The organism is Polaribacter sp., assembly GCF_049276715.1.
Classification (GTDB): Bacteria; Bacteroidota; Bacteroidia; order Flavobacteriales; family Flavobacteriaceae; genus Polaribacter.
In genome coordinates, this window is sequence record NZ_JBASWY010000022.1 from 21,456 (window position 1) to 39,958 (window position 18,503).

17 protein-coding genes are annotated in these 18,503 nt (G+C 30.1%); 15 read left to right on the forward strand and 2 right to left on the reverse strand.

Translation table 11 applies throughout. The annotated features are described in order from the left end of the window. Positions 1-90: 90 nt before the first annotated feature. The 10 genes from WAO74_RS05645 to WAO74_RS05690 all read left to right on the forward strand — a co-directional run bounded on the left by WAO74_RS05645 (position 91) and on the right by WAO74_RS05690 (position 9,817). Entirely contained in the window at positions 91-1,455 is a 1,365-nt protein-coding gene (locus WAO74_RS05645; protein ID WP_422160261.1) for a PSP1 domain-containing protein, read from the forward strand. Next, positions 1,430-1,930 (forward strand): gliding motility lipoprotein GldH, encoded by a 501-nt coding sequence (locus WAO74_RS05650; protein ID WP_422160262.1) that lies wholly within the window; start codon positions 1,430-1,432, stop codon positions 1,928-1,930. The genes WAO74_RS05645 and WAO74_RS05650 overlap by 26 nt, the downstream gene beginning before the upstream one ends. Positions 1,931-1,994: 64 nt before the next feature. Next, on the forward strand, positions 1,995-4,262 hold the full coding sequence (locus WAO74_RS05655; protein WP_422160264.1) for a transglycosylase domain-containing protein: 2,268 nt from the start codon (positions 1,995-1,997) through the stop codon (positions 4,260-4,262). A 23-nt stretch (positions 4,263-4,285) separates the two neighbouring features. After that, positions 4,286-5,008, forward strand: a complete 723-nt coding sequence (locus WAO74_RS05660; protein ID WP_422160265.1) for a CoA transferase subunit A — start codon at positions 4,286-4,288, stop codon at positions 5,006-5,008. Between the two features lie 94 nt (positions 5,009-5,102). Beyond that, complete coding sequence (locus tag WAO74_RS05665) at positions 5,103-5,756, forward strand: 3-oxoacid CoA-transferase subunit B (protein ID WP_422160267.1); 654 nt, start codon at positions 5,103-5,105, stop codon at positions 5,754-5,756. A gap of 1 nt (position 5,757) precedes the next feature. Beyond that, on the forward strand, positions 5,758-5,982 hold the full coding sequence (locus tag WAO74_RS05670; protein ID WP_422160268.1) for a hypothetical protein: 225 nt from the start codon (positions 5,758-5,760) through the stop codon (positions 5,980-5,982). Positions 5,983-6,004: 22 nt separating this feature from the next. After that, on the forward strand, positions 6,005-6,766 hold the full coding sequence (locus tag WAO74_RS05675; RefSeq protein ID WP_422160270.1) for an exodeoxyribonuclease III: 762 nt from the start codon (positions 6,005-6,007) through the stop codon (positions 6,764-6,766). A gap of 6 nt (positions 6,767-6,772) precedes the next feature. Further along, positions 6,773-8,104 carry a transglycosylase SLT domain-containing protein gene (locus tag WAO74_RS05680; RefSeq protein ID WP_422160272.1) on the forward strand — a complete coding sequence of 444 codons (1,332 nt, stop codon included), beginning with the start codon at positions 6,773-6,775 and terminating at the stop codon, positions 8,102-8,104. A gap of 114 nt (positions 8,105-8,218) precedes the next feature. Continuing rightward, positions 8,219-9,199 (forward strand): DUF4837 family protein, encoded by a 981-nt coding sequence (locus WAO74_RS05685; protein WP_422160274.1) that lies wholly within the window; start codon positions 8,219-8,221, stop codon positions 9,197-9,199. A 120-nt stretch (positions 9,200-9,319) separates the two neighbouring features. Continuing rightward, entirely contained in the window at positions 9,320-9,817 is a 498-nt protein-coding gene (locus WAO74_RS05690) for a DUF1761 domain-containing protein (RefSeq protein ID WP_422160276.1), read from the forward strand. A gap of 67 nt (positions 9,818-9,884) precedes the next feature. Here the strand turns inward: WAO74_RS05690 and trpS are convergent, their stop codons facing one another. Continuing rightward, positions 9,885-10,853: a tryptophan--tRNA ligase gene (trpS, locus tag WAO74_RS05695; RefSeq protein WP_422160278.1), complete on the reverse strand. Its 969-nt coding sequence runs from the start codon at positions 10,851-10,853 to the stop codon at positions 9,885-9,887. 122 nt (positions 10,854-10,975) lie between these two features. Here trpS and WAO74_RS05700 point away from each other — a divergent pair, with 122 nt between their 5' ends. Then, positions 10,976-11,767, forward strand: coding sequence for a lysophospholipid acyltransferase family protein (locus WAO74_RS05700; protein WP_422160280.1), 792 nt, complete (start codon positions 10,976-10,978; stop codon positions 11,765-11,767). Next, positions 11,739-12,377 (forward strand): PAQR family membrane homeostasis protein TrhA, encoded by a 639-nt coding sequence (gene trhA, locus WAO74_RS05705; RefSeq protein WP_422160282.1) that lies wholly within the window; start codon positions 11,739-11,741, stop codon positions 12,375-12,377. The genes WAO74_RS05700 and trhA overlap by 29 nt, the downstream gene beginning before the upstream one ends. Before the next feature lie 4 nt (positions 12,378-12,381). On the opposite strand, the gene WAO74_RS05710 is transcribed toward trhA, so the two are convergent. Beyond that, positions 12,382-12,852: a CYTH domain-containing protein gene (locus WAO74_RS05710; RefSeq protein ID WP_422160283.1), complete on the reverse strand. Its 471-nt coding sequence runs from the start codon at positions 12,850-12,852 to the stop codon at positions 12,382-12,384. An 86-nt stretch (positions 12,853-12,938) separates the two neighbouring features. Between WAO74_RS05710 and WAO74_RS05715 the strand changes: the two genes are divergently transcribed. The 3 genes from WAO74_RS05715 to WAO74_RS05725 are packed head-to-tail and all read left to right on the forward strand — an operon-like array spanning position 12,939 to position 18,477. After that, positions 12,939-15,266, forward strand: coding sequence for a hypothetical protein (locus tag WAO74_RS05715; protein WP_422160285.1), 2,328 nt, complete (start codon positions 12,939-12,941; stop codon positions 15,264-15,266). Then, positions 15,266-15,988 carry a DNA repair protein RecO gene (gene recO / locus WAO74_RS05720; RefSeq protein WP_422160287.1) on the forward strand — a complete coding sequence of 241 codons (723 nt, stop codon included), beginning with the start codon at positions 15,266-15,268 and terminating at the stop codon, positions 15,986-15,988. Before WAO74_RS05715 ends, recO begins: the two co-directional genes overlap by 1 nt. Continuing rightward, complete coding sequence (locus tag WAO74_RS05725) at positions 15,988-18,477, forward strand: TonB-dependent receptor (protein ID WP_422160289.1); 2,490 nt, start codon at positions 15,988-15,990, stop codon at positions 18,475-18,477. Before recO ends, WAO74_RS05725 begins: the two co-directional genes overlap by 1 nt. Positions 18,478-18,503 lie beyond the last annotated feature (26 nt).

The following is an 18,503-nucleotide window of genomic DNA, read 5'->3' on the forward strand; positions in this document are numbered from 1 at the left end:
AAGTTTTTAAAATTTTAGAGATAATTTTGAGGTATTTATATCAAAAACAAACCACTAATCCTTAAAAACGGATAAAAATATATAATTAACATGGCATGTGGAAGTTGTGGTACAACAGAAAATGGAGTACCTAAAGGTTGTAAAAGTAATGGTAATTGTGGCACAGGAACTTGTGGCAGTGGAAGCGAAAAACTAGCAGTTTTTGATTGGCTTTCGAATATGACATTACCAAATGGTGAAGAACGATTTAATATTTTTGAAGTCCGTTTTAAAAATGGTAGAAAACATTTTTTTAGAAACACAGAAAATTTAACCATTTCTATGGGTGATGTTGTCGCTGTAGAAAGTTCATCAGGGCATGATGTTGGAACTGTTTCTTTAGCAGGAGAATTGGTAAAAGTGCAAATGAAAAAGTATAAAGTTGCTGAAGACAGTGAAGAAATTTTAAAAATCTATAGAAAAGCTTCTCAAAGAGATATTGATGTTTGGCAAAGTTCTAGAGATAGAGAAGAGGAAACACAAAGAAAAGGAAGAGAAATTTTAGGTAAATTAGGTTTGCAAATGAAACTTTCTGATGTAGAATTTCAAGGTGATGGAAACAAAGCTACGTTTTATTACACTGCAGATTCTAGAGTAGATTTTAGACAACTAATTAGAGATTTAGCAAGTGCATTTTCTATTCGAGTAGAAATGAAACAAGTGGGTGCCAGGCAAGAAGCTGCAAGATTAGGTGGAGTAGGTTCTTGTGGACGAGAATTATGTTGCTCAACTTGGTTAACAGATTTCAGAAAAGTAACAACTTCTGCTGCACGTTATCAACAGTTATCTTTGAATCCATTAAAATTAGCTGGGCAATGTGGTAAATTAAAATGTTGTTTAAATTTTGAATTAGATTCTTATTTAGACGCTTTAAAATCTTTCCCAAAACAAGATTTAATTTTAAAAACAGAAAAAGGCGATGCCGTTTTTGTAAAGATGGATATTTTTAAGAAACATCTTTGGTATACATATTCAGAAGAAAGATTTAAATGGTTTCGTTTAACTTTAGATCAAGTTTTAGAAATTATTGAACTAAATAAAAATAACGAGAAATCTATTTCGTTAGAAGAGTACGAATCTGATGTAGAAATTATTGAAAAAGTTGATTTCGAAGATGCTGTTGGTCAAGATAGTTTAACTCGTTTTGATACTCCAAAGAAAAGTAACAGAAGAAGAAATAACAAGAAGAAGAAACCAGCAACAGTTGCTGTAAATCAGACAAAAGAAAGCCCTCAAAAACAGCAGGTAAAGAGAAAGCCAAGAAAGAATCCTAATCAAAAAAACAAAGATTTAGGCAATTCAAATCAAGCAAATCAACCAACAGCAGAAGTTGCTAAAACAAATAAACCACGAAAAAATAACAGAAATAGGAATAAAAATAAGCCAAAAAATGGTAACAATTCTCCAGAAAAATAGCAGATTTACTTTTTTGATTTTGTTTCTTTTCCTTGTTTCTTGTAGTGATAATATTGAGTTTTCAAAATACGAATCATTACCAAATGCTTCTTGGGAAGCAAATAAAAACGTCTCTTTTAAATTCGAAATAACAGACACTATTTCATCAAAAGATTTGTTTATCAATATTAGAAATAATAGAAATTACGCATACAGCAATTTATTTGTAATTACAGAATTAGATTTCCCAAATGGAACTAAAATTATAGATACACTTCAATATGAAATGACTGATAATTTTGGCAAGTTTTTAGGAAAAGGATTTACAGACATTAAAGAAAATAAATTATTCTATAAAGAAAATAAAGTGTTTCCTTTAAATGGTGAATATGAGTTTAAAGTGCATCAGGCAATGAGAAAAAATGGGGATTTAAAAGTAATTCCATTTTTAGAAGGAGTGCAAGATGTAGGTTTCAGCATCGAAAAAACAGAATAAATTTACTTTTTAAAGAATACAAAAATTAATAAAAATCTCAAAAATTTGAGAAAAAGTTTTATTTATGACAAAGAAAACAGCAAATTTTAGAAAATATATAGTCTGGTTTTGGGGCATAGTTCTTGGAGGATTTACCATAATTATTTTACTATTTTATATAGCTTCTATTGGTGGCTTGGGCACATTACCAACTTTCCAAGAATTAGAAAATTTTGAAAACAATCTGGCAACAGAAGTAATTTCTTCAGATGGTGTTACCATTGGTAAGTATGCGAAAGAGAATAGAACGCCTGTTAATTTTAAAGATTTACCAGAAAATTTAGTAAACGCCTTAGTTGCTACAGAAGATGAGCGTTTTTACGAACATTCTGGAATCGATTTTAGAGGAACAGCAAGAGCCATTTTTAAGCCAGGAAGTGGTGGTGCAAGTACTATTACACAGCAATTGGCAAGAATGTTATTTACTGGAGAAAAATCTAGAAATCCGATTGAAAGGATAAAACAGAAGTTGAAAGAATGGGTAGTTGCAACAAAACTTGAGAAGCAATATACTAAGCAAGAAATTATTGCAATGTATTTAAATAAATACGATTTCTTAAATCAGGCAGTTGGTATTCGTTCTGCAGCAAGAATTTATTTTGGCAAAGAACCAAAAGAATTAGAAATTCAAGAATCTGCAATGTTGGTGGGCATGTTAAAAAACTCCTCTTATTTTAATCCTTTAAGAAGAGAGGAGTTGGTAAAACAAAGAAGAAATGTTGTTTTATTGCAGATGACCAAAAACGACTTTATTACAGAAGGTGAGAAGATAAATTTACAACAATTACCTCTAAACATAGATTATACTCCAGAAAGTCATGATGAAGGTTATGCTACTTATTTTAGAACACATTTGCAAAAGATAATGCGAAATTGGGTAAAAAATAACCCAAAACCAAATGGCGAACAATATGATATTTTTAGTGATGGATTAAAAATTTTTGTAACCATAGATTCTAGAATGCAACAATATGCAGAAGAAGCAGTGGAAGAGCACATGGCTAATTTGCAAGAAAGTTTTTTTAGAGAACAAAAAAGAAATAAAACAGCTCCTTTTTATGATATTGATCAAAGCCAAATAGATGGAATTTACGATCGTGCAAGAAAGAATTCTGAAAGATATAAACGTTTAAAAATTCACGGAAAATCAGAAAAAGAAATCAAGAAAATTTTCAATACAAAAACACCAATGAAAGTGTTTTCTTGGAAAGGAGATAAAGATACTATCATGTCTCCAAACGATTCTATTAAATATTATAAATACTTTTTGCGTTCAGGGTTATTATCTATAGAACCACAAACAGGTCATATAAAAGCTTGGGTAGGTGGTATAAATAACAAACATTTTAAATACGATGCTGTAGCTCAACAAAAAAGACAAGTAGGTTCTACATTTAAACCCTTTGTTTATGCAACTGCCATCAATCAATTAAGAATGTCTCCTTGTGATGAGTTGCCAAACATTCGTTACACAATTCCAAAAGGCAAGTATGGCATTCCAGAAGCTTGGACTCCAGATAATTCTAATAATGAATATGGAGGAATGCTTACTTTAAAGGATGGATTAGCAGGTTCTGTAAATACAATTTCTGCAAATTTAATTGATAAAGTTTCTCCAGAAAACGTAGTTCGATTGGCAAAAGCAGCTGGTATAGAAACAGAAATACAGCCAAATCCATCAATAGCTTTGGGTGCAGTAGATTTATCATTATTAGAAATGGTAAGTGCATACAGCACTTTTGCTAATAAAGGTTTACGTGTAAAACCGATGATAATTACGAGAATAGAAGATAAAAATGGCACTGTTTTAAAAGACTTTAGGCCACAAACTCAAGAAGTTTTAAGCGAAGAATCTGCCTATGTAATTTTAAACTTATTAGAAGGAGTTACACAATCTGGTTCTGGGATAAGATTGCGTTCAACTTATACTTCAGGTGGTGATGCAGTTACGGGTTTTCCTTATAAATTTACCAATGCAATTGCAGGTAAAACAGGAACTACTCAAAATCAATCTGATGGTTGGTTTATGGGTATTGTTCCTAATTTAGTAACAGGCGTTTGGACAGGTGGTGAAGACAGGGCAACACATTTTTTTGGAATAACAAAAGGTCAAGGAGCAACTATGGCATTGCCTTCTTGGGCACTATTTATGCGAAAATGTTATGAGGATAAAAACTTAAATATTAGTAAAGAAGATTTCGAAAAGCCAGAAAATTTATCAATAAATATTAATTGTCAGGAAAAATCTCAGGAAGATAAAAATTCAATTTCAGGTGGAGATACAGATTTTTAAATCATCATAAAATAGTAGTAATTATGATTAATAAAAAAGTAAATAATGTTAAAGAAGCTTTAAAAGGAGTCAAAAGTGGAATGACATTTATGTTAGGAGGTTTTGGTTTGTGTGGCATTCCAGAAAATGCTATTTCTGAATTAGTAAAGCTAGATGTTAGAAAAGTTACTTGTATCTCTAACAATGCTGGAGTAGATGATTTTGGTTTGGGTTTGTTGCTTCAAGGGAAACAAATAAAAAAAATGATTTCGTCTTATGTAGGTGAAAATGATGAATTTGAAAGACAAATGTTGTCTGGAGAATTAGAAGTAGAATTAACTCCACAAGGCACTTTAGCAGAAAAATGCAGAGCTGCACAAGCAGGTTTTCCAGCATTTTATACACCTGCAGGTTATGGAACTGAGGTTGCAGAAGGCAAAGAAACAAGAGAATTTGATGGAAAAATGTATGTTTTAGAACCAGCTTTTAAGGCAGATTTTGCCTTTGTAAAAGCTTGGAAAGGTGATGCTGCAGGAAATTTAGTTTTTAAAGGAACCTCTAGAAACTTCAATCCTAACATGTGTGGAGCAGCTACAATTACAGTTGCAGAAGTTGAAGAATTAGTTCCTGTTGGTGAGTTAGATCCTAACAATATTCATATTCCTGGAATATTTGTACAAAGAATTTTTCAAGGAAAAAACTATGAAAAAAGAATTGAACAGAGAACTGTGAGAGCCCACCCCAACCCTCCCAAAGGGAGGGAGTAAAATAATTAGAAAAATAAAAAACTAAGAATAACGAAAAAAATAATAGAACAGAACGCCTGTAAGTTCCCCCTTTGGGGGTTAGGGGGCTTTAGATATGTTAGACAAGAACGGAATAGCAAAACGAATCGCACAAGAAGTTCAAGATGGTTTTTATGTAAATTTAGGAATCGGAATTCCTACTTTAGTTGCGAATTATGTCAGAGAGGATGTAGAAGTAGAATTTCAATCAGAAAATGGAGTTCTGGGCATGGGGCCTTTTCCTTTCGAAGGCGAAGAAGATGCAGACATTATAAACGCAGGGAAACAAACCATAACAACAATGCCTGGTGCAAGTTTTTTTGACTCTTCTACAAGTTTTGCCATGATTCGTGGGAAGCACGTTCATTTAACAATTTTGGGAGCCATGGAAGTTTCAGAAAATGGTGACATTGCTAATTGGAAAATTCCAGGAAAAATGGTAAAAGGAATGGGTGGTGCTATGGATTTAGTTGCATCTGCAGAGAATATTATTGTTGCAATGATGCACACCAACAAAGCTGGAGAATCTAAAATTTTAAAACGTTGTTCTTTACCTTTAACAGGTGTTGGTTGTGTAACAAAAGTTGTTACAAATTTGGCAGTTTTAGAAGTGAAAAATAATGCTTTTCATTTGTTAGAAAGAGCTCCTGGAGTTTCTGTAGAAGATGTTCAGAAGGCAACAGAAGGCACTTTGGTAGTTAATGGAGAAATCCCAGAAATGAGTATTTAATTTGAAAGAAATTGCAAAATATCCAATTCCAATTTACATAGTTATTTTTTTAATCTTTTATGGTATTACGTATATTTCAGGAGTAGAAAATCCACTTTTAAGAACAGTTTTTTCAGTAACCTTAGCGTTTGTTTTATCACCAAAAAGAAAGAAAATACAAACTCAAACTGGAACAAAAACTCAAATCACTTGGATCTTTTTAAAAGAATCGATTATTATTAATTAGCATAAGAATTAAAGATAACTTCATGAAAATAATATCATACAATGTAAACGGAATTAGAGCCGCACTAAAAAAAGGTTTTTTAGATTGGTTAAAAGCTGCAAACCCGGATGTTATTTGCATACAAGAAACAAAAGCCCATAAAGATCAATTAGATCTTACAGAATTCGAAAATGCAGGTTATCCTTATCATTATTGGTTTTCTGCTCAAAAAAAAGGATATTCTTCAGTAGCAGTTTTTTGTAAAGAAAAGCCCAAGCACATAGAATATGGCACTGGAATTCAATCTATGGATTTCGAAGGTAGAAACCTTAGAGTAGATTTTGATAATGTATCAATTATGAGTTTGTATTTGCCTTCTGGAACTAATTTAGACAGGCTGGAATTTAAACTAAATTATATGGATGAATTTCAGCAATACATCAATAATTTGAAGAAAGAAATTCCGAACTTAGTTATCTGTGGAGATTTTAATATTTGTCACGAAGAAATAGACATTCACAATCCTAAAATGAAAGGAGTTTCTGGGTTTTTACCAGAAGAAAGAACCTGGATAGGAGATTTTATAAACAGTGGTTTTATAGATAGTTTTCGGTATTTAAATAATGACCTGCAACAATTTTCTTGGTGGAGTTACAGAGCCAATGCAAGAGCCAATAACAAAGGTTGGAGGTTAGATTATGCAATGGTTTCTGAACCTTTAAAAAATAAAATTAAGAGAGCCTATATTTTAGAACAAGCGAAACATTCAGACCATTGTCCAATTGCACTAGAATTAGATACATAGCATTTTATGAAACAATTTTTATTCTTTTTATTGATTAGTTTTTCTGTGCTTGCACAAAAGAAAAAAGACAGTGTTATTGCAATAAAAACAGACCTTAAGATTTCTAAAACAGAATCTAAAACAGAATTTAAAAAAGAGTCTACAAAAGAGTCTACAAAAAAACTTTTTTTTACAGACGACGATTTAAGAATTATCGATAGTTTATTAGTCGATGAAAAATTTAGCTCGCCATTATTAGATACTCTAGAATACGTAATTAACGATAAAGATATTATTGGAGAAACAAATCTTGTTTTAACAACAGATTTACTTAAGAGTAGATTGTCTGTTTTAAATGATAACACTCCATTTAATTTAGCCTTTAATCCTGCTTTAGAAAAAGTAATTAATAGTTACTTATTGTATCGTAAAAAATATTATCCAGCTTTAATGGCAAAAGCAAAATACTATTTTCCAATGTTCGAACAGTATTTAGATCAGTTTGATATTCCTTTAGAGATGAAGTACTTATCAATTGTGGAATCTGCATTAAAACCAAGAGCAAAATCTGGAGTGGGTGCTTCTGGTTTGTGGCAATTTATGTATGGCACAGGAAAACAATTCGATTTAAAAGTAAGTTCTTATGTAGATGAAAGATTCGATCCTGTAAAATCTACAATAGCTGCTTGTAAATATTTAAGCCAATTGTATAAAATTTTTGGCGACTGGGATTTGGCTTTGGCAGCCTATAATTCAGGACCAGGAAACGTTTCAAAAGCTATAAAACGTTCTGGAGGTTTTACAAATTATTGGAATATTAGACCTTATTTGCCAAGAGAAACTGCAGGTTATGTGCCAGCATTTTATGCAACAATGTATATTTTTGAACATGCCAATGATCATGAAATATATTCTGAAGTTCCTGAATATTTTAATTTTCAAACAGACACCATTCAAATAAAAAGAACGGTTTCTTTCGATCAAATTTCAGAAACTATTAATGTTGATGAAGAAGTGTTGTCTTTTTTAAATCCTTCTTATAAATTAGATATCATACCAGCAATTAAAGACAGAAATTATGCAGTTCGTTTGCCGAAAAATAAAATTATCGAATTTCTAGACAAAGAAAAAGAATTATATGCTTTAGCAGATTTAGATGATTCTCAGAGAGAAAAGCCTTTGCCTAAGTATTTCGAAATGGACAAACGCGTTAGCTACAAAGTTAAAAGTGGCGATTATTTAGGCAAAATTGCTGATAAATTTGGTGTAAGAGTTAGCGATATTAAAAAATGGAATAGCCTAAAGACCAGTAATTTAAAAATAGGTCAGAGACTTTATATTTTTCCGAAAAGAATTTAATATTTCTATTAAATAATAATTTTTAAATTCTCTATAATTTACTTTAAAATAAAAAATGGAACAATTTTTGGTAATGATATTAAAACTAACTAAAAATTTATAAAAGCTAAACTCATGAAAAAAATACTTTCAATTGCATTCCTCACTTTATTATTAGTATCGTGTGTTGGAAATGACAAAATGATTTTACGAGATTCTATTGGAAAAATCAACAAAGTAATGGTTGTTGCAAAAATTAGCGATTGGACAGGTGATGTGGGTCAAGAAATCAGAAATTCTTTTGGTGAGTTGCAAGTTGGTTTACCACAACCAGAACCTATTTTATCTTTATCTCAAGTGGCACCTGAAGGTTTTAGTTCTATGATGAAAGCCAGCAGAAATGTTCTAATAATTACAGAAGCACCAACAGCCAGTTTTACTGTAAAAACAAACGTTTTTGCTCAACCGCAAACTATTATTTATGTGCAAGCAAAAAATGACCAAGAAATTATAAAAAGCTTACAAAAGAATAAGGAAAAGATAAAAAGAATTTTCTTAGAATCAGATATTGCTTTTACACAAAGCATCTTTGAAAAAGATAAATTAGATGATTCTAAATTTGTAACTCTAAAAAATTTGGGTTTATCATTAACAATTCCAAAAAAATTTAAAACGGTAGATGATACAGGAGAATTTTTATGGTTACGTGATTATTTAACAAGCGGAATTGCAAATTCAGGAACCAACAATATATTGCTATACTCTGTTCCTTTGGGAGATGAATCTCAGGTTGCAGATAGTATAGTGTCCGTTAGAAATAGCATAGGTAAAAAATACATTCCAGGCTCAAAAGAAGGGATGTATATGATTACAGAAGAAGCATACACACCTTTTACCTTTGATGCAGAAATAGATGGAAAAAAAGCGTATGAAACTCGTGGAAAATGGGAAGTTAAAAACGATTTTATGGCAGGGCCGTTTCTAAATTATACAGTTTTAGATAAAAAGAATAATAGATTAATTATAGTAGAAGGTTTTACGTATGCACCTTCCATAAGTAAAAGAGCATTTGTTTTCGAGCTAGAAGCCATTGCAAAATCATTAAAGATTAAATAATTATTTTTAAATCAAATATAAAAAGTCTAAAACCTCTAGTTTTAGATTTTTTTTTGCAACCATCTCAAAGTCATAATCTTATTTCATATATTTGATACTCAACCAAAAAACTTTTTTATCATGGAAATGAATTTTTACATCTTTTTTTTAGCAGCACTTGTACCAATGATTGTTGGTTTTGTCTGGTATGGACCTTTATTTGGTAATGCCTGGATGAACCAAATGGGTTTTACCAAAGAATCTTTAGAAGACACAAATATGGTAAAAACACTTAGTATAAGCTATGTGTTAAGTCTTCTTATTGCATTTGCTTTAATGCCTATGGTTATTCATCAAATGGGTGTTTTTTCTACTTTAGCAGGCGAGCCTGGTTTTAACGAACAAACAGGAGAAGCATATTCCTATTTCGAAAACTTTGTTGCGACTTATAGCGATCGTTTTAGAACGTTTAAACATGGTGCTTTTCATGGAATATTATTTGGCTTTTTCTTGGCATTACCTATCTTAGGAATTCAAGCTTTATTTGAAAAGAAATCTTTTAAATATATTGCAATAAATGCTGGTTACTGGATTGTAACTTTAGCAATTATGGGAGGTATTATTTGTCAATGGGTTTAAGAATAAAAAAAATATTAAAAAATAAATGCCACTAAGAGTGGCATTTATTTTTTCTTAAAATTTTGACTTAATAACCAATTTTTGTTCTTACTCTTTTTAGAACATCATTAGCAACAATAGTTGCTTTTTCTGCTCCTAGTTTTAAAGCATAATCAATTTCATTTTTATGATTCATAAAGTGATGATAACGTTCTCTAATAGTTGCAAATTTCTTTATGATTAATTCATACAAAGCCTGTTTTGCATGTCCATAACCATAATTTCCACCTAAATAATTTGCTCTCATTACTTTAATTTCTTCATCAGAAGCAAGTAGTTTATAAATTGCAAAGACATTATCAGTATCAGGATTTTTTGGTTCTTCTAAAGGAGTGCTATCTGTTTTAATAGCCATTATTTGTTTTCTCAACTGTTTGTCTGTTAAGAAAATATTAATAATGTTGTCTCTAGATTTACTCATTTTTTCGCCATCAGTTCCTGGAACTAATTTTGTATGTTCTTGTATTTTAGCTTTCGGAATTACTAAAGTTTCTCCAATTATATTATTAAATCTGTTGGCTACATCTCTAGTAATTTCTAAATGTTGTAATTGATCTTTTCCAACAGGTACAATTTCTGCATCGTACAATAAAATATCTGCAGCCATCAACATAGGGTAAGAAAATAAACCTGCGTTTACATCTGCTAATCTATCAGATTTATCTTTAAAACTGTGTGCCAATGTTAAACGTTGATATGGGAAATAGCAACTTAAATACCAAGATAATTCTGTAACTTGAGGTATATCACTCTGTCTGTAAAAAACAGTTTTATTTATATCTAAACCACAAGCCAACCAAGTTGCAGCAGTACTATAGGTGTTTTCTCTTAACTGATTTCCGTCTTTAATTTGCGTTAGAGAATGCATGTCTGCAATAAAAAGGAACGCATCATTTTTAGGATTATTTGCCATTTCTACTGCTGGTAAAATAGCACCTAATAAATTACCTAAATGTGGTGTTCCTGTACTTTGTACTCCTGTTAAAATTCTTGACATTTACAATGTATTTAAAAAAAAATATGAGTAAGATTGTTTTAATAAAACGTTCTGTGAGCGCAAAAATAAGGTTTTGATTTAGAAAACCAATAAACAAAAGAATATTAGTATTTTTGCCACTTATGAAATTTTTAAAAATTCCTTTTCTTTTAATTTGGCGTATTTGGTTCTATATTTTAATGATAGCAACCATTCTTATCATGATTCCCTTTTTGTTGATTTTAACTGCCAAAGAAAGCTATTATCCTACTTTTTGGAAAATGGTTAGAATCTGGTCTAAAGTTTTAATTTATGGAATGGGTTTTCGTTTAAAAGTGAAAAGAGACCAAGAATTAGAAAGAGATAAAAGTTATATGTTTTGCCCAAATCATGCATCATTAATGGATCCTTTTGTGCTAATTGCTTTAAGCAAAAACCCAATTGTTTTTGTGGGTAAACAAGAGTTTGTGAAAATTCCTATTTTTGGTTTTTTTTATAAAAAAGTGGTAATTATGGTTGATAGAAGCAATCCAGAAAGCAGAAAACGAGTTTATAAAATTGCGAAAGAAAAATTAAAAAATGGAGTAAGTATGGCAATTTTTCCTGAAGGATTAGTGCCTACTGAAAACGTAGTTTTAGCACCTTTTAAAAATGGTGCTTTTAGTTTAGCCATCGAGTATCAAATACCAATTATACCACAAGTTTACTTAGATTGTAAACGGTTTTTTTCTTGGGATTTTTTTAAAGGAAGACCTGGTGTTTTTAGAATTCGACAGCATAAATTTATAGAAACGAAAGGCTTAAAAATCGAAGATTTAGAAAGCCTAAAAAAACAAACTTTTGATATTGTTTATAACGATTTAATAAGCGATAAAAAGTATATGAAAGACACTAACAGACCTAATAATGAGCGAGAATTTAAATCACCAATATAGTGTAAAAGAAGAGAAATTAAACATTATTTCTCATGGTTTGGGTTTGCTTTTAAGTATCATAGCTTTCCCTTTTTTAGTTGTAAAATCTATAGAATTTAATGGTTTTTGGAAACCAATAAGTCTTGTAATTTATGGTTTAAGTATGGTTATTTTGTATGCTGCATCTACTTTTTATCATGCTGCAAAAAATCCTAAGAAAAGAAGAAAACTAAACATTTTCGATCATGCTGCCATCTACGTTTTAATTGCAGGTAGTTATTCTCCTTTTTGTTTAATTGGTTTAGATTCCAAATTAGGTTGGTATATGTTTCTTTTTGTTTGGCTTTTTGCACTTACAGGCATTATTTTAAAACTTTTTTTTACAGGTAAATTTGATAAAATTTCTACAGCCCTCTATTTACTTATGGGTTGGCAAGTGATGTTTTTTATTAAGCCATTAATGGAAAGTATATCAGCAGAAAATTTTGAATACTTGGTTGCAGGTGGTGTTTTTTATTCAGTAGGAGCTATTTTATATTCTATAAAAAAGATCCCATTTAACCACGCTATTTTTCATTTGTTTGTTTTATTGGGTAGTTTATGTCACTTTTTAGCAATTTATAATTTGTAAAAAATCACCAGTTTTTATAAGGTTTTTTGCTTAAACTAGAATTGTAATAGTTTAAATCTCCAGTAACTTCATTTCCTAGCCAATCTGGTTTTTTAAAATTTTCATTTTCTGAATTTAACTCAATTTCTGCAACAATTAAACCTTGGTTAGCTCCATAAAATTCATCAATTTCAAAAATATGATGTTCGCTTTTTACATAAAATCGGGTTTTATCAATAATAGAAGGTTCACAAAACATTAATAATTGTTCAGCTTCAGTTTTATCTATTTCTTTTTCCCATTCAAAACGAGTTGTTCCTGTTTGGTTAGATTTTCCTTTTATAGTAATAAAAGCCTTATCATTAGTAATTCTAATTCTAACAGTTCTATTTTTATCAGAATTTAAATAACCTTGTTTTATTTTTCGCTGTTGATAAGCCTCTTTTTTAAAGTCGTTATTTTTTACCAAAAATTTTCTTTCTATTTCTAAAGTCATAAAATTGAACAGATTTAAGTACTAATATAGTTGTTTTTATCGTTATTTTAGAATATTTAAATATCTTTGAAAGTATAAATACTCGCATGAAAAATCTATATTTCTTATTCCTTTTTTTCATTTTTCAATCTAATTTTTCACAAGTTGATTATAGTGATTCTTGGGAAGATTTTTACTCATACAACAAAATAAAAGATTTTATAAAGGTTGATGATATTATTTATGCGCTTTCAGATAATGCAGTTTTTACCTACAATGAAAACTCTCTAGAGATAAAAAAGTTTTCATCAATTCAAGGTTTATCTGGAGAAACAACTTCTGCAATTTATTACAGTGCTGCATATAAAAGATTGGTTATTGGTTACGAAAATGGTTTGTTAGAGGTTATTGATGAAAATGGTGAAATTACAATTTCATCAGATATTGTAAATTTTAGTCAATCTGGTTCTAAAAGCATCAACCACTTTTCTGAATTTGGAAACAAACTCTATTTATCTACACCTTTTGCTATTGTAGAATATAATATAGAAAAATTAGAATTTGGCGACACTTTTTTTATAGGAAATGGTTCTAGTGCATTGTTTATAAATAAAACACTAATTAATAACAATAAAATAATAGCTGTTACCCAAGATGGACTTTTTAGTGCAGATGTAAATAGTGCTTTATTAATTGACTTTAGTAATTGGACACAGCAGTTTCCTGGAGCAAATTTTAACAATATTTCTATTTTAAACGATCGAATTTATATCTCAGAAAATGCAGTTTTATACGAATTTGTAAATGGATCAATTACTCAAGTTCGAAACTTCTTTGAAAATATAGTAAACTTAAATTCATCTAGCTCTAATTTAACCATATCATTAAATAAAAGTGCGATTGTTTTAGATACCAATCAAAACCAAATAGCTCAATTCAGTACAATTGCAGATTTCGATTTTACATTGGCAGATGCTTTTTTTGAAAACAAAACTATTTATTTAGCTACTAACGAATTTGGAATTCTGAAAACCACTATAAGTCAAATTAATAATTACCAAGAAATACATCCAGAAGGTCCACTTTCGAACGATGTATTTTCAATCGATGCCAAAAACAATAATCTTTGGGTAGTTTATGGGGGGTATGATATTACTCACACACCAACACAAACTAAAAAAGGATTTAGTCATTATAATGGAGAGAATTGGATTAATACACCTTTTGATCCTACTTTTCCTGTAATTGATTTGAACTATATTTCGATTGACCCAAATGTGGATAACAGAGTGTATATAAGTTCTTATGGAGACACAAGAGATATCAATTCTGTATCCACAGGAGGTATGCTTGTGGTAGAAGATGATACAAAAAAAACTTTTCTTAATAATTTAAATAGCGGTTTAGAAGATTTAGTTTTAGACCCCACAAGAGCAAGTTTAAGAATTAGCGGTTCTGTTTTTGATTCGCAAGGTAATTTATGGGTGGCCAATGTAAGCACCATAAATGAGTTAAAAAAATTATCTCCTTCTGGAAGTTGGAGTAGTTTTAATATTAGTTCTTTAAAAACTGAACCTACCATTTATGGATTAAATGAAGTAGCAATAAGCAGCAGCAATACTGTTTGGATGGGTACAAGAAGAAATGGAGTTTACGCTTTTAATGAAAATGGAAATAGGCAGAGAGCTTTAATAGCAACTCCGAATTTAGGTAATTTACCAGATACAGATGTATTAACAGTAGCAATAGATGGAAGCAGTAGAGTTTGGTTAGGTACAAGATCTGGAATGGTGGTTTTTAGAAATGCTTCAGGTGTTTTTGATGCAGAAGTACTAAATGCAGAACCTGTTATTATTGAAGAAAATGGAGTTGGAGAACGTTTGTTAGGAGACCAAAGAGTAAATACTATTGTTGTGGATGGTGCAGATAATAAATGGTTTGGTACAGATAATGGAGGAGTCATTTATACAAATCCTTCAGGTCAAAGAACTTTGGCAAATTTTAGTAAAGAAAATTCCCCTTTACCATCTAACAGAATTTTAAAAATTAGAGTAGATGATACGAATAGCAAAGTATATTTTGCAACAGATAAAGGAATTGTAGCATACAACAGCAATGTTGCACCTTTTGGAGAAAGTTTAGGTGAAGTGTATGCATACCCAAATCCAGCTTTAAAAAACCATGAAACTATAACCATTGATGGTAGAAATGGAACCCATTTACCTAAAGGAACCAATGTGAAAATTTTGGATGTTGCTGGGAATTTGGTATATGAAACCAATGTTGTAGAAGGACAAGAATTACAAGGAGGTAAGGTAGTTTGGGATAAAAGAAATTTGGCAGGTAGAAAAGTTGCCTCTGGTGTTTATATAGTTTTATTATCTAATGATGATGCTTCAAAAAACGCAACTACAAAAATTGCGATCGTAAATTAATGGCTATTGTTAGCACAAAAGCAATTGTTTTGGGGTCGCTAAAATATAGTGACACAAGTCTTATTGTAAAATGTTTTACAGAAGAAGATGGTTTAAAAAGTTACTTAATTCGAGGTGTTTTAAAAGCTAAAAAAACAGGTCTAAAAGTTGCTCATTTTCAGCCATTAACGCAATTAAAAATTGTTGCAAATCACAATTTAAAAAACTCTTTAAATTCAATAAGGGAAGTTCAAGTAATTCATCCTTATAAAACGATACATTTAGATATTGTTAAGCAATCTGTTATTTTTTTCTTATCCGAAATTTTATCAAACTCAATACAGGAAGAAGAGCAGAATAAGGATTTGTATCAATATTTAGAAACTGCATTTATTTGGTTAGATGAGCATGAAAAAATCACAAATTTTCATTTACTGTTTCTCTTGAATTTTACAAGTTTTTTGGGTTTTTATCCAGATGTTTCTCAAAAAGATAAAAAAGGGTTTAATTTATTAGAAGGCAATTTTTCTGATGACGTTTTTGATAAAAATGTGATTACAAATAATAATTTTTATCAATTTAAAAAGCTGTTAGGCATAAATTTTGATGCTATAGAAAAAGTGTCTTTCAGTAAAAAAGAAAGACAGCTAGTTTTGCAAATTATTATCCAGTATTTTAAATTACATTTGGGCAATTTTAAAAATCCGAAATCTTTACAAGTATTAGAAACCATTTTTAGTTGATGATGAGGTATTACTTTTTTGCGTTAGTTTTTTTAATTGGTAGCATTTCTTTTGCTCAAAAAATTAAAGTTTTAGATAATGAAACAGGTAAAACAATTAGAAATGTTACTGTTTTTAACGAGTCTAATACAGTTAGTTTAAGTACTGATGATGATGGTTTTGCTGATATTTCATCTATAGAAGAAAATGAAATTATTTTCTTTTCGCATTTATCTTACGCTATTTTTAGAATAAAAAAATCAGATTTAAAAAATCAAAATTTTACGGTTTATTTAACCAAAGAATCAGAAGAATTAGATGAAGTTGTAATTTCTGCATTTAAAAAAGATGAAAAGGCAAAGAGAATTGCAGAACAAATAGCTGTTTTATCTCAAAAAGATATTCAGAAAATATCTCCACAAACCTCAGCAGATTTATTGGCTGCAATTCCAGGAATAAAAGTACAGAAATCTCAATTTGGAGGAGGAAGTCCTGTTTTGCGAGGAATGGAATCTAACCGAGTTTTGTTGGTGGTAGATGGTGTTAGAATGAATAATGCTATTTATAGAAAGGGACATTTACAAAACTCAATTACACTTTCACCAAACTTATTAGACAAAACAGAGGTAGTTTTCGGGCCATCGTCTGTAATTTATGGTTCAGATGCTTTAGGAGGCGTAATTCATTATTATACAAAAACACCTAAATTATCTGAAGAAAATAAAGTAGAAAGCAATCTTTTTTCTAGGTTTTCAACTGTAAATCAAGAAATTACAACTAATGTTTCTGCAGAGGTTAGTTTTAGTAATTGGGCATCTTTTACGAGTATTTCTTATTCAGATTTTGGCAATTTAAAAGCTGGTGAGAATAGAAATCATAATTTTTCTGATTGGGGAAAAGTTTTCTACTATTCAGAAAATGTGAATGGGAATTACAATGCAAATCCGACTTTAAATTCTGATCCAAATTTGTTAAGAAATACAGGGTATCATCAAACTGATGTTTTGCAAAAGTTTTTTGTTCCTTTATCAAAAAATACCGATTTAAAAATCAATTTACAATACTCAACATCTTCAGATATTCAAAGATTTGATAGGTTAACAGAACTTAAAAATAGTACAGATGTATCTTCTTTAAAGTTTGCAGAATGGTATTATGGTCCTCAAAACAGATTGTTAATTTCATCTCAAATTTTAATCAATCCTAACAAAAATTGGTTGGAAAGTGGAGCCATAACAGTTGCTTATCAAAACATTCAAGAAAGCAGAATTCAAAGAAAATTCGGAGATTTACAGCGTTCTTATAGAGAAGAAGAAGTAGATGTTTTTAGTGTAAATGGAGACTTCTCTGTGCCTTTAAGTGAGGATAAAAAAAGAGTGCTTTCTTATGGTTTTGAGTTTAATTATAATGATGTAAATTCTACTTCTTATGGTAAAACTTTAAATATTGTGAATGATGAAATTAATGGGTTCTCGAACAATTTTAAAGTGCAATCTAGATATCCTGATGGAGGAAGTGATTATTTAAGCACAGCTGCTTATATAGATTATAGACAGAATATTAATAGTAAATCTACATTAAATACGGGTATTCGTTTTACAAACACAAACTTAAATGCAGTTTGGATAGACGAAACATATTTAGATTTACCAACCACAAATATTAGCACAAATAATTCTGCAATTACTGCAACAATAGGCTATGTTTATAAACCAAATAGAAACTGGCAATTGAATGGTGTTTTATCTTCTGGTTTTAGAGCACCAAATATAGATGATGTTGGCAGAGTTCGTGAAAAGGCTGGAGAAATAACTGTTCCTAATATCGACGTAAAACCAGAGTTTGCTTACAGTTCAGAAATAGGAATTCAGAAGTATTTTAACCAACGAAAATTTAGATTGGGAGCAAATGTTTATTATACTTTATTAGATAATTATATTCAAAGAGATTTTGTTTATAATGCAAATGGAACTATAAAACAAGTAGAATTTGATGGTGAATTGGGAAATGCAGTAACTAATTTTAATAAAGAGACTGCCTATATTTTGGGGTATACAATAAATTATTTAGGAAAAATTTCTGAAACTATAAATACATCAGGGTTTATAACCTATACAAAAGGAAGAACTTACGATACCAAAGAACCAATGTCTTCAATTCCGCCATTATTTGGTCAGTTTCAAGTAAATTATAAAAAAGATAAAATAGAGTTAGGTGCTGAATTACGCTTTAACAGTAAAAAAGATATACAAGATTTTAACTTTACAGAAGGTATAGATAACCACGAGTTAACACCAATTGTAAACGCAAATGCAACCAATGATAAAGATAAATTTTTTGGCACGCCAAGTTGGGTAACTTTTGGAATTAATGGAAGTTATTTAGTAAGTAAAAACTTTTCTGTACAAACAAGATTGGACAATATTTTTGATGTGCATTATATAGAATTTGCATCTGGAGTTTCTTCTCCAGGAAGAAATTTATCTGTTTCTTTTATGGCTAATTTTTAATTTTTGTATTTTCATTTTTTTAAATT